Origin of the sequence: Ilumatobacter sp. (assembly GCF_965215205.1) — a bacterium.
Classification (GTDB): Bacteria; Actinomycetota; Acidimicrobiia; order Acidimicrobiales; family Ilumatobacteraceae; genus Ilumatobacter_A.
Genome location: NZ_OZ244049.1, coordinates 3,924,210 through 3,936,342, shown reverse-complemented (window position 1 = coordinate 3,936,342; position 12,133 = coordinate 3,924,210). Strand labels below are relative to the sequence as shown.

Below are 12,133 nucleotides of genomic sequence, written 5' to 3'. Positions count from 1 at the left end.
AGCCGTCGGAGGGCCCGTGTCGGCGCGGGCGTCGGCCGTCACCGCCCAGTGCGCAACCGCCGGAGCTGGGCCTCGAGGTAGGGCCGTGCGCGTCGCTGACCGCCCCGTTCCGCGATCCGGTCGGTCAACGACTCGAGCACCCGCACCAGCCGGTCGCGATCGGGCTCCCAGCCGAGCCCGTCGCACTCGTCCGCCCACGAGCTCGGGCTGCGGTGCCCCCGTCGCGAGTTGCAGCGGCGGCACGCCGCCACCTCGTTCTCGATCCAGCTCGGACCTCCCTTGATGCGCGGCACCACGTGCTCGGTCGTCGCCTCGACGAGCCCGACCCCCACCTCGCGTCGGCACCACACGCAGGTCGCCCCGTCGCGCTCGAGGATGACCTCCATGCGCGAGCGGCGATCGAGCGAGCCGGTGGGCCCGATCGGCGGGCTGGTGCGCGGTCGGCGGGCTCGTGGACGTCGCCGTCGCCGTTGTCGACCGTGGTCGTGCACAGGAGAATGGTCACATGACCGGTCGGTTCGCGCCATCTCCGACCGGGCCGTTGCACCTCGGCAACCTGCGCACGGCGACGATCGCGTGGTTGGCGGCACGAGCCGACGGGGGACGGTTCATCGTGCGGATGGAGGATCTCGACCGCGTCCAGTCGGCGCCCGAGCACGAACGTCGCCAGCTCGACGACCTGGCGGCTCTCGGGCTCGTCCACGACGGGGAGGTCGTCCGCCAGAGCGAGCGCTTCGAGATGTACCACGACGCGCTCGCGGACCTGCGGCGGGCCGGGCTCGTCTACGAGTGCTTCTGCTCGCGGCGCGAGGTGCGCGCGGAGATCGCCGACTCGCCGAACGCCCCCCACCTCCCTCCCGGCTCCTACCCCGGCACGTGCCGTCGGCTCGACTCGCGGCGTCGCTCGGAGCTCGTCGCACGGGGTCGCCCACCGGCGCTGCGACTCCGGGCCACCGAGTCGCTCGGCGCCGATCCCGAGGTCGGCGAGCTGATCGAGTTCGACGACCTGGTCTCGGGCACCTCCCGCGGCGGTGTCGACGACGTCGTGCTGCGCCGCAACGACGGCGTGCCCGCCTACAACCTCGCCGTGGTCGTCGACGACGCGGCCCAGGACGTGACCCAGGTCGTGCGGGGCGACGACCTGCTCACCTCGACCCCACGCCAGATCCACCTCCAGCACCTGCTCGGGCTCGCGACCCCGACCTACGCGCACGTGCCCCTGGTCGTGGGCGAGGACGGTGAGCGGCTCGCCAAGCGCGACGGCCCGATCACCCTCGGAGAACTGGGCGCCGAGGGCGTCACCGCCTCGCAGGTGCTCGTCGAGATCCTGCGCTCGATCGAGCCCACGGCGCGCTCGGTCGACGCCGTCGAGCCGGGCGCGGTGGTCGACGAGGTCCTCGCGGCGGCGCTCGACCGCTTCGACCTCGGCGCGATCGGTCGCGACGAGATCGTCCTCACGCACGGCTCCGGGTCCGGACGCTCGACGGTCGCGCTGCGTCCCGCCTCCGACGGTCAGGGGTGACGACACCGCGGGCGGTCCCACCCACCCGTCGACACCGCGGTCGGTGCGCGGTGCGCCACCGACCGAAGCGCTCGGGGCGATAGCATCACCGTCCGTGGCGGACGAGCGTCGACGGGCGATGATCGGGAGCGGGATCGTGTTCGGCCTCGCCGCGCTCGTCGGGTGCTCCTCGGCGATGACCGGGGGGAACGCCGCGCTGCGCGCCGCCGCGACGACCACCACGACGGTCGCCGCGACCACCACCGCGGCGCCGACCACGACCAGCACCACCACCACGACGACGTCCACGACGACCACCACCACGACGACCACGACGGTCCCGGCCACCACGACGACCGTCGCGCAGGTCGCTCCCGTGGACCCGCCGCTCGGGGCGATCGGCGGATCGAGCGGGGAGGAGGCGGCGCGCCTGCAGCGTCGCCTGCTCGAGCTCGGCTTCTGGCCGGGCGAGCCCGACGGGCAGTTCGGGCTGACGACCACGCAGGCGGTGATGGCGTTCCAGAAGTACGTGGGCTTCGGTGACCCGGACGGACGCGTCGACGAGGCCACCGCGCAGGCGCTGACGGCCGAGACGGTGCGGCCGCGGGCCCGCGCCGACTCGGGCACCCTGATCGAGATCGACAAGGCCAAGCAGCTCCTGTTCTTCGTCGTCGACGGGCGCACCGAGTGGATCCTGAACACCTCGACGGGGAACGGCGAGGAGTACACCGAACCCGACCAGAACACCCCCGGTGAGATCATCGAGGGCGTCTCGCTCACCCCGAGCGGGCTGCACGAGGTGAACAGGGAGCGAGCGGACGGCTGGTGGGAGGGCGACCTCGGCCAGATCTACCGGCCGAAGTACTTCGTCGGCGGCGTCGCCGTCCACGGATCGAGCAGCATCCCGAACTACCCCGCCTCGCACGGGTGCGTGCGCGTCAGCGTCCCGGCGATGGACTGGATCTGGGACTCGGGGATCCTCCCGGTCGGCACCCCGGTCTGGGTCCACGACGGCGCCTGACGCGGGGCGCGCCAGCGCACCCCACCCCGTCAGCCGCCGGTGCGCGACGCCGCGACGACCCCGAGCGCTCCCTGCTGGTCGTTCAGCTCGTCGATGCGGTCTCCGATCCACTCCAGCACGCTCGCCTGCGCGATCACCTGGAACACGAAGTACGCGACGAGCAGGACGATCGCGATGATCGCGGCCCGCTTCGCCCAGCGGGTGAGCTGGCTCGCGTAGTCCGAGATCAGGGGAGTCGCGCTGCGCATCGCGGTCGTCGCCCGGTTGCTGAACTCCTGGGCGGCCCGGTTCATCTCGTCGCGCGCGACCTCGCGGACCTCGGCGATCACGCTCTGCACCTCCCGGCGCCCCATCCCCGGCCCGCCCGCCATCCCCGCCTGGTCCCGGGCGGTCGCGACGAGGTCGTTGCCCTCGAAGAACGCCCGGTTCTCCTCCGCGGCGATCAGCTCGGCCTCGCTCGGCGGCGCACGCCGGATGTCGGTCCAGTCGAGTCCGTCCCACCACCGCAGCCGCTGGCGGTGCTCGGGGTCCGGGTACCACCCCGCCGTCGGAGCGTCGAGCTTGCGCACGACTCAGCGGTCCCGGTGGTCGTCGCGGTTCGGCTGGGGCAGCTCGACGCGCTCGTCGTCGTCGGGGATCGGCAGGCCGTCCTTCGGGCGGACCTCGTCGTCGGCGTCGTCGGGGCGGATCGTCTCGGCGAACGCCGCGACCGTGCCGAGCAACCCGGAGAACTCCGCGGGGATCACCAGCTTGGTGGCGCGCCCGTCGCCGATCCGCTCCAGCGCGGAGAGGTACTCGACGGTGAGCACGTTGTGGTCGGTGCCCGCCTCCTTGATCCCGGTGAGGCGCGCCTTGGCCGCCGACCCCTCGCCCTCGCCGAGGAGCTGCAGGCGCAGCTTGTTGGCGTTCGCACGCAGCTCGATCGCCTCGGCGTCGCCCTGGGCGTCGAGGATCGCGGCCTGCTTGCGGCCCTGGGCGGAGAGCACGGCGGCCTGCTGCTCGCCGTCGGCGCGTGCGATCGCCGCCTCCTGGTAGCCCTTCGCCTCGGTGACGGTCGCGCGGCGGTCGCGCTCGGCGCGCATCTGGGCGTGCATCGCGGAGACGATGTCCGGCGGCGGGTCGATGCGCTGGATCTCGACGCGCACCACGCGCACGCCCCACTTGTCGGTCGCGTCGTCGAGCACCTCGCGCAGCTGGGTGTTGATCGTGTCGCGCGACGTCAGCGCCCGGTCGAGCTCCATGTCGCCGATCAGGTTGCGCAGGTTCGTCTGGGCGAGCTTGGTGATCGCGGTGAAGAAGTCGGCGACGTTGTAGACCAGTCGCTGGGGGTCGGTCGCCTCGTAGTAGACGACGGCGTCGACGGAGACCACCACGTTGTCCTCGGTGATGACCTCCTGGGGCGGGACGTCGACCACCTGCTCGCGCATGTCGATGAGCTGCATCGTCTCGATGAACGGCACGATCAGGCGCAGCCCGGGTTCCTCGGTCGCCTTGTACTTGCCGAGGCGCTCGACGAGGCCGCGCTGGTACGGGCGCACGATCTTGACCATCGCGACGAGCACGACGATCCCGAGCACCGCGATGACGATGACGACGATGGCGAGTGGGTTCATGGGTCCCTCCGGGACTCTGCGGGGTCGGACGGGCCCGGGCCGGGCTCCGCCCACTTCGAGGTGTCGGCACCACCGGGAGGCGATGCCGGGGGCGGGGCGATCGGCGGCCCGGTGGGCGGCTCGGTCGGCTCGGTGGTGGCGATCGGCTCGACTACGACGCGGGTCCCGTTCATCGACGCGATGCGGACCTTGGACCCCGCCGGGAGGGGGCGGCCGGCGTCGGTGAGGGCGCCCCAGTCCTCGCCGACCACCTTCACCCGGCCGCGCCGGTCGGTGTCGTCGGGGTCGATCGTGGCCACCACGATCGCGGTCATCCCGACGAGGCGGTCCGCGCCGACGCCCTCCGGCATCACGTTGCGATCGGAGAAGTCCCGTGCGTAGCGCCAGAAGGCGTAGAACAGGACGGCGCCGCCGCCGAGGAAGATCGCCCACTGGAGCTCGACCGACGCGTCGTAGAAGCCGGCGAGCGCGGCGACGAACGCGGAGATCGCGAACGGCAGGAGGACGAAGAACCCGGCGAGGAGGGTGAGCTCGACGAGGGCGAACACGACGCCGACGGCCAACCAGACCCAGGGCCACACGTCCAGGTCGATCCCGAGATCGAGCACCGCAGCCATGTGGTCAACCTACTGCGCCCCGGGTGCGCCACGCCCCGCGAAGCCCCGAGCACGGGCGACTCAGGCGCGACGGATCCGCAACGGGTGCCCGGCGCTGGTGAGGCACGCGCCGGTCTCGCAGTCGAAGCGCCACCCGTGCAGGGTGCACACGAACTCGTCGCCGTCGATCTCGCCGAACGCCTCGAGGTCGGCGTCGCGGTGGGGGCAGCGGCGTTGGACGACGTAGTCGCCGATGCGCACGTCGTCCTCGTCCGCCATCGCCTCGGCGTCGGGCGGCGCGACCTTGCGGACCGCTTCGGCCTCGGCGCGCCGCACCCGCTCGCGCGACAGCGACTTGAAGAAGTTGTAGACGTACTCGTTGAACTCGCCCTCGCGCCACGCCACGAACCGGCACGACAGCAGCAGCGAGTTGCTCCAGTCGACGGCGCGCCGGGCGGCGACCGTCTCGACGAGGCGGCGATCGATGTCGAAGCGGAACGCGTACGGCTCGTCGCGGTGTGCGCGCACCTCGCCGGCGACGAAGTCGATGACGACGTCGAGCCGTTCGCCTCCGGCGGCATCCGACACCGCGTCGGTGGTGCCGTCGAGCGACGTCGCGGGCAGGGCGCGCAGCACGACGTTCGACCCGATCTGGGACCGCAGCGTGGGCGCCATCGCGAGCAGCGGCTCCCACCACTCCCGGAGGCTCGCGACCAGGTCCGTCGACGGCGCCGCCCACCCCGACCGCTCCGCGTCGATCCACCCGATCCAGTCGGACTGGTAGCGGCGCAGGTACGACTCCTTGTCGGAGAAGATCGCCTCGATCTCGCCGATCGGTGCCGGGTGCTCGACGCGGATCCGCCCGTCGCCGTCGGGGGCGGCGCCGGCGACCACCTCGATCTCGGTGCCGGGGACGTTCATCACACCGTCGCGGTCGGCGTCGGCGAGCATCGCGAGGAAGCGGGTCTGGTCGGGGAAGATGCTCGCCTCCGTGCCGTCGATCACGTTCAGGTGGAACAGATCGGGATCGAGGAAGCACGGCGGCCCGGCGCTCGGCACGACGGCGCGCGCGTCGATCTTCTCGACGTAGCGCATCGCCCGTGCGAACTGGGCCTCGACCTTCGCGTCGCAGGCGGCCTTCTTCGCCCCGGGGTCCATCTCGTAGACCATCGGGTACCAGATGGCGCCGGAGTACTGCAGCCAGTGCAGGTCGACGGGTCCGTGGGAGCGCAGCTGGCCGAGGTCGGTGGTGCGGCAGTCGTTCTGGTTCACCACGATCGCGTCGTCGGCGATCACGACGAGCGCGGAGTCGCCTCCGGGACCGTCGGTGATCGACGACTCGACGTGGATCGCGACGCTCAGCCCGGGCGCGATCTCGGTCTCCACGGTGTCCTCGGTGCGGAGGAACTCGTCGAAGCCGAGCTCGGCGAGGGTGCGCCGCTGCTCGCGGGTCGGGTAGTCCGGCAGCAGGACCGGGATGTCGCGCCGGAGGTGGTCACGCAGCCAGGCGGTGTCGTGGTGGTCACCGTGGAGGTGGGAGACGTACAGGAAGTCGGCCGCCTCGATCCGCTCCAGGAGATCGCCGGAGAGGCGGTCGTTGCGGGGGAACGGGAACCACGACGCGAAGAACGCCGGCTCGAACCACGGATCGCACAGGATCGAGCCGCCCGAGGTCTCGACGAGCATCCCGGCGTGGCCGATCGAGGTCACCTTCATGCCGCACCAGGCTAGGCACGCTCACGCCGTCACGGGCCACGTCGCGTCGGGTCCGACCCGTCGTGCCACCGTGAGGTTCAGGCGACGGGCGGGTCGGTGTACTGCTGGCCGGCGCGGCTGACGTGCTCGGTCCACGCGCTGCCGTCCCAGTAGCGCAGCTCGAAGCGCCCGGACGGATCGGCGTACCAGCCGGCGGGGACCCCCGACGGTTCCTGCGCGCCGGTGTCCTGCGCGCCGGTGTCCTGGGTCGCCGTGCCCTGGGTCCCGGTGTCCTCGGTGGCGGTCGTGCCCGACGCCTGGGCCGTGCTCCCGGTGCCGACCGCCGACTCGGCGGAGGGAGCGTCGTCGGTGCTGTCGGTGCTGTCGGTGCTGTCGGTGGGACCGGGGGTGGAGGGCGGCGAGGACCCGCTGGGGTCACCGTCGGCCTGCTCGCCGATGCCCCCGAGGACGCTGCTCGCGCCCGATCCCGCGTCGTCGCTCGGGGTGGAGGCGTCGCCGGGAGACGCGGCGTGCCCGACCGAGGCCGGGGATCCGATGCCGCCACCGATCGCGGCGGTGGCATCGCCGATCTCGGGCTCGTCCGAACCGGGATCGGAGTCGGCCGGCGCCGCACCCCACCCGGCGGGCTCACCCGACGCCTCGACGGCCGCGACGGCCTCGGGTGAGGAGGTGGTCGTCGACGCGGGCGAGCTCTGCTCGTCGCCGGGCAGCGACGGCGAGATCGGCGTCGCCTCGGCGGCGACCGCATCGGAGTCGTCGGAGTCGGACCAGTCGTCCTGTCCGACGGGGAGGACGGCGGCGGCGTCGCCGGCCGGTTCCGAGGCGGCCGGTTCGTCGGTCGTCTGCAGCGCCGTCGACGAGCCGGCGGCGGAGGACGACGTGTCGGTGCCGCCGGCGGAGCCGACCGAGGACGTCGGGCCGCCTCGTCGGAGGTAGGCGATGACGTTCGTCCCGGCGGTCACGATCCCGATGACCTCCCACCCCTCGCCGGCCTTCTCGGTGAGCATGGGTGCGAGCGCTTCGGCGTCGTACGAGGAAGCGGTGACCGATGAGAACTCCTGCATGAGCGGGAGGATACCCGACACGCAACGGGAGTTCCGCGACGCGCAGGGTGCCCACGGCCCCGGTCGCGATGCGCGTGCGTCGGGCCACGAACGGTCGGCGACGAGCGCCGGAGGGCCCCTCGCGGACGGCACCGTCGCCTCTCGGTCGGATGGGCGTCCCCGGGCGGATCGACGCCCCGGCCGGCGGGGAGCCCCGGTCGGTGCGCGCCGCGGACGGCGGGCGTCGCCGGGAGCGCGCCTCAGCCGCCCCCGTCGGACGTCTCGACGTCTCCGCCGTCGCGATCGGGCGGATCGGCGGCGCCGGCGGCGAGGGCGTCGGTGTCCGCCTCGGCCGGGTCCCCGTCGAAGGCGACCTTCCCGTCGGCGAGCGCGATCAGCCGCTCGCCGGACGCGACGCTCGCCAGCTCGTGGGTCGCGACGACGACGGTCGCGCCGTCCTCGTGGGCCCAGCCGATCAGGTCGAGCAGGGCGGCGCGCCCCACCTGGTCCAGCCCGACGAAGGGCTCGTCGATCACCATCACCTCGAAGGGTCGGACGAAGGCGATCGCGATCGAGGCCTTCTGCTTGAGCCCACGGCTGAACGTCGCCGGGAGGTCGTCGGCGCGGTCGGCGAGCCCGACGACCTCGAGCAGCTCCTCGGCGTGCTCCGCCCAACCCTCGGTGCGGTGGAGGCGGGCCACGTACTCGAGGTGCTGGCGCACGGAGAGGTCGTCGTAGAACACCGGCCGGTCGGAGAGGTACGACAGCGCCGCCCGAGCCTCGCTCGATCCGGCCGGCCGACCGGCGACGGAGGCGGTCCCGTCGCTGGGTTCGAGCATCCCGGCGAGCATCCGCAGGAGGGTGGTCTTGCCGCTTCCGTTGTGCCCGATCAACGAGGCGCGCTGGCCGGCCGGCACGACGAGGTCGAGCGGTTCGAGGGCGACGTGGTCGCCGTAGCGCTTCGCGAGGCCGATCGTCTCGATCGCCGCCGTCACGGCGCGCTCCCCGCCGCCTCGGCCCGCCCGGCGGCGAAGAACCGCCGCACGGACACCGCCCACCGGTCGCGCCGCACGATCCACCAGACGAGCATCGCGAGGGCGAGCGCCGCCCCGATCCACGAGCGCACGATCGTCGACGACGACGCGTCGAGGCGCATCGTGAGCACGGGCAGGGCGGCCGTCGCGCTGAGCACGATCGGCACGGCGCCGGTCACGGCGTTCGACATCCCGGCGAACTCGGGCGGCGCGAGCGAGGTCTCGGCGCCGCGCTCGGCTCCCATCAGGTTGGTCGACGACACGGCGAGCGGTTCGGGTGCGTCGCGGACGGTGGTGACGACCGAGCCGATGGCCCCCGTCCACGCGACGGGGATCGCGAGCGCGAACGCCCCGGCAGCGTGCGACGGGTGGACCGCCGCTGCGGCGACCGCCCCGACGAGACCGGCGAGCGCGACGAGGGCGGCCGGTGCGACGAGGTGGTGGGCGAACAACCACCCCCTGTCGATCGGCAGGGCTTCGGCGAGATCGGGCCGATCGACCTCCTGCGCCAGGGGTTCGGCGGCCTCGAGCCCGACGAGGAACGCGGCGCCGACCACCACCACGGCGAGCAGCGCGGACTCCGACACGGCGAGCGAGGCCGCGGCGCCGCCGATCGCGGCGATCGCGCCGATCCGCACGAGCCGCCCGAGCGGCAGTCGGGCGATCGACGTCGCGCCGCGCCTCCAGACCACGGCGGGAGCCACGGCGGACGTCGACGTCCGCGTCCGGCGGACGGCTCGGGGCCGAGCGTCGGCGGATCGGGTCCGGTGCGGAGGCGACGCGCCGCCCGCGCGCCGAGCGCCGTCGGCGAGCCCGATGCCGAACCACGGTCGTCGGCGGACCGACTCGGCGCTGAGCTGGCGGCGCAGCGCGACGACGGTGCGGATGTCCTGCACGGTCGCGGCGAACCGCAGCTGCGAGACGAGCTGGCCACGGCGCTCGAGGGGTTCGAGGCGCAGTCGTCCGGCCAGCGCGAGCGCCACGCCGACGACGGCCACGATCGCACCCAGGGCGACGACGTCGAGGGCGCGTTGGCGGATCCCCCAGAACAGCACGCTGCCGACCAGGTCGGTGGGCCCGGCACCCTCGATGCCCCGGGCGTCGCCGGTCCACGTTCGCCACGCGACCGCCGCCTGCCACGCCACGACGACCCCTCCGCTCGCGGTGGCGGCGGCTCGTGGGAGTCGCAGGGCGTGGGCGACCACGGCCGAGCCGACGAACATCGCGCCGAGGACCGCCCCGAACAGCGCCCCGCTCGCTGCCCAGGCGGCGCGCGACCCCGCGATCTCGCGTGCGACGAACTGGGCGACGACCGCGATCGCGAGGCCGAGCGCGAACGAGATCGAACGCATCCGCTGCACCAGCGGTCGCGCCATCACCCGCCGCCGGTCGAGGGGCGACAGCAGGAGGTGGTCGATGTCGGCGGCCTCGATCGAGATCGGCCCGCCGTCCGCTCCGCTGCGCAGCCCGGTCGCGAGCGCGACGGCGGCGACGACGCCGGCGATCGTCGGACCGCGCCCGACGACGTCGGCGGTCGCGAGCTCGTCGTCGAGGACCCCCGCGATCGCGTCGGACGCGTAGACGACGGCCACCGAGCCGACGAGCGCGAACAGGTACACCCGGTACAGCACGTCGAACCACTCGGTGTCGCCCAGTCGGCGCTCCCGACGGGTCCGTCGCAGCTCGGCGAGCGTCGCCGCGTCGGAGGTGGCATCGGAGGTGGCATCGGAGACGCCGTCGGCGGGGTCGACGGGGTCGGCGGGGTCGTCGGTCGCGCCCGCCTCCGTCGCGGCGCCACGGTCGGAGATCGGCGCACCAGCCATCAGCCCGTGAAGGTACCCGCCGGCGGGAGTCGAGGGTGCTCGTCGACGCGCGCCATGTGGAGCGGCGTCGGACGCGCCAGACTCGATCCGGTGACGACACCCTCCCGTTCCTCCCGCACCCGGGTCGCGGCCGGTCTCGCCGCGCTGGCGCTCTGCGTCGGCGCGTGCGGCTCCGACGACACCTCGTCCGCGACGACCGACGGCGACGCCAGCGCGGCCGCCGAGGTCGCCGGGACCGCCGCCACGGTCGCTCCCGACACCTCGGAGCAGGCGTCGTCCGGCGAGCCGCAGCAGACCTCGACGATCACGGTCTCGGGCGAGCCGCTCGCGACGTTCGACGACGGGCCCGCGGACGCGGCGGTCGGCACCTCCGCCCCGATCGTCGAGGGGGAGAGCTTCGACGGGACGCCGGTGACGATCGGCGGCGCCACGGGATCGGCCACGATGGTGGTGTTCCTCGCCCACTGGTGCCCCCACTGCAACGACGAGGTCCCGGTGCTGGTCGAGATGTCCGACTCGGGGACGTTCCCCGACGACGTCGACGTGGTCGCGGTGAGCACCGCCGTCGACCCGTCGCAGCCGAACTTCCCGCCGTCGGAGTGGCTGGACTCCGAGGGGTGGCCGTGGCGGGTCGTGGCCGACGACACCGAGCTCTCCGCGCTGCGCGCGTTCGGAGCGGCGTCGTTCCCGTTCACCGTCGTGCTCGACGCGGAGGGCACCGTGCTCGCACGCCGCGCCGGGGAGGCGACGGCGGAGCAGACGACCGCGTTCCTCGACGACGCCCTCGCGTCGGCCGGCTCGGCGTGAGCGCGGGCGTCGACGCGGAGCCGGGCCCGTCACGGCGGATCGGCTTCTTCGGCCCGTTCGGCACCTTCACCCAGCAGGCGCTGAAGACGATCGGCGCCTCGAGCGGCGCGGAGCACGTCCCGTACCGCACGGTGCCCGACGTGCTCGACGCGGTCACGGCCGGGGAGGTCACCTCCGGTTTCGTCCCCATCGAGAACTCGATCGAGGGGATGGTGAACTTCACCCAGGACGCGCTCGCGTTCGACTACGACCTGATCATCACGGCCGAGGTCGTGATCGACATCGAGCACTGCCTGCTCGTGCCGATCGGGGTGTCGCTCGACGAGGTCACCCAGGTCCTGTCGATCCCGGTGGCGACCGCGCAGTGCCACCGGTACCTGCGTGAGCAGCTCGGGGAGATCGAGGTGACGGCCGCGAACTCGACCGCCGACGCGGCCCGCCGGGTGAGCGAGTCGTCGGATCGGTCGCTCGCCGCCCTCGCGCCGCGGATCGCCGCCGAGGTCTACGGCCTCGAGGTGGCCGCCGCCGACATCGCCGACCACGACGGCAACCAGACCCGCTTCGTGATGGTGGCACGCTCGGGCGTGCCGGCGGCGACCGGTCACGACCGCACGGCGCTCGTCGTGCACCAGCGCGCCGACGCGCCCGGCAGCCTGATCTCGATCCTCCAGGAGTTCGCCGCCCGCCGGATCAACCTGTCCAACCTGTTCAGCCGGCCGACGAAGGTCGGGGGCCTCGGCGACTACTGCTTCATCATGTACGCCGACGGTCACGTGTCCGACGAGCTCCTCGCCGACGCGATGCGCTCGCTGCACGCGAAGCAGGGCGGGGTGAAGTTCCTCGGCTCCTACCCGGCGACGGGGGAGGCGGCCGAGACCGTGCGCCAGCACGCCGACGGACGCTGGCGCGACGCCGACGACTGGCTGGCCGACATCCGCGCCGACGTGGGCGGCTGACGGCGCGGGCGGCCGGGGTCGCT

The 12,133-nt window shown here is 73.5% G+C and carries 12 protein-coding genes; 4 read left to right on the top strand and 8 right to left on the bottom strand.

Annotated features, from left to right (window positions below; all coding sequences use genetic code 11):
- Positions 1 to 38: 38 nt before the first annotated feature.
- Positions 39 to 386: an HNH endonuclease gene (locus ACOOHC_RS18520; RefSeq protein ID WP_420451842.1), complete on the bottom strand. Its 348-nt coding sequence runs from the start codon at positions 384 to 386 to the stop codon at positions 39 to 41.
- Positions 387 to 505: 119 nt separating this feature from the next.
- Between ACOOHC_RS18520 and gluQRS the strand changes: the two genes are divergently transcribed.
- Both gluQRS and ACOOHC_RS18510 read left to right on the top strand, forming a co-directional pair.
- Complete coding sequence (gene gluQRS / locus ACOOHC_RS18515) at positions 506 to 1,522, top strand: tRNA glutamyl-Q(34) synthetase GluQRS (protein WP_420451841.1); 1,017 nt, start codon at positions 506 to 508, stop codon at positions 1,520 to 1,522.
- A gap of 94 nt (positions 1,523 to 1,616) precedes the next feature.
- The gene (locus ACOOHC_RS18510) at positions 1,617 to 2,522 is read left to right on the top strand and encodes a L,D-transpeptidase family protein (RefSeq protein ID WP_420451840.1); all 906 of its coding nucleotides are present in this window, start codon (positions 1,617 to 1,619) and stop codon (positions 2,520 to 2,522) included.
- Between the two features lie 29 nt (positions 2,523 to 2,551).
- Here ACOOHC_RS18510 and ACOOHC_RS18505 read toward each other — a convergent pair whose 3' ends face one another.
- The 7 genes from ACOOHC_RS18505 to ACOOHC_RS18475 form a co-directional block, all read right to left on the bottom strand.
- A complete protein-coding gene (locus ACOOHC_RS18505) occupies positions 2,552 to 3,091 on the bottom strand; it encodes a DUF2510 domain-containing protein (RefSeq protein WP_420451839.1) in 540 nt (179 codons plus the stop codon).
- A gap of 3 nt (positions 3,092 to 3,094) precedes the next feature.
- Positions 3,095 to 4,135 (bottom strand): SPFH domain-containing protein, encoded by a 1,041-nt coding sequence (locus ACOOHC_RS18500; RefSeq protein ID WP_420451838.1) that lies wholly within the window; start codon positions 4,133 to 4,135, stop codon positions 3,095 to 3,097.
- Positions 4,132 to 4,752, bottom strand: a complete 621-nt coding sequence (locus ACOOHC_RS18495; RefSeq protein ID WP_420451837.1) for an NfeD family protein — start codon at positions 4,750 to 4,752, stop codon at positions 4,132 to 4,134. Before ACOOHC_RS18495 ends, ACOOHC_RS18500 begins: the two co-directional genes overlap by 4 nt.
- A 60-nt stretch (positions 4,753 to 4,812) precedes the next feature.
- A complete protein-coding gene (locus ACOOHC_RS18490; RefSeq protein ID WP_420451836.1) occupies positions 4,813 to 6,447 on the bottom strand; it encodes a Rieske 2Fe-2S domain-containing protein in 1,635 nt (544 codons plus the stop codon).
- Between the two features lie 77 nt (positions 6,448 to 6,524).
- Complete coding sequence (locus tag ACOOHC_RS18485; RefSeq protein WP_420451835.1) at positions 6,525 to 7,511, bottom strand: DUF2510 domain-containing protein; 987 nt, start codon at positions 7,509 to 7,511, stop codon at positions 6,525 to 6,527.
- A gap of 239 nt (positions 7,512 to 7,750) precedes the next feature.
- Positions 7,751 to 8,485 carry an ABC transporter ATP-binding protein gene (locus ACOOHC_RS18480; RefSeq protein ID WP_420451834.1) on the bottom strand — a complete coding sequence of 245 codons (735 nt, stop codon included), beginning with the start codon at positions 8,483 to 8,485 and terminating at the stop codon, positions 7,751 to 7,753.
- On the bottom strand, positions 8,482 to 10,347 hold the full coding sequence (locus ACOOHC_RS18475; protein ID WP_420451833.1) for a hypothetical protein: 1,866 nt from the start codon (positions 10,345 to 10,347) through the stop codon (positions 8,482 to 8,484). The genes ACOOHC_RS18480 and ACOOHC_RS18475 overlap by 4 nt, the downstream gene beginning before the upstream one ends.
- Positions 10,348 to 10,437: 90 nt before the next feature.
- Between ACOOHC_RS18475 and ACOOHC_RS18470 the strand changes: the two genes are divergently transcribed.
- Together ACOOHC_RS18470 and pheA are read left to right on the top strand one after the other, a co-directional pair.
- Complete coding sequence (locus ACOOHC_RS18470; RefSeq protein WP_420451832.1) at positions 10,438 to 11,154, top strand: TlpA family protein disulfide reductase; 717 nt, start codon at positions 10,438 to 10,440, stop codon at positions 11,152 to 11,154.
- Positions 11,151 to 12,110 carry a prephenate dehydratase gene (gene pheA / locus ACOOHC_RS18465; protein ID WP_420451831.1) on the top strand — a complete coding sequence of 320 codons (960 nt, stop codon included), beginning with the start codon at positions 11,151 to 11,153 and terminating at the stop codon, positions 12,108 to 12,110. Before ACOOHC_RS18470 ends, pheA begins: the two co-directional genes overlap by 4 nt.
- The last annotated feature ends 23 nt before the right edge of the window (positions 12,111 to 12,133 follow it).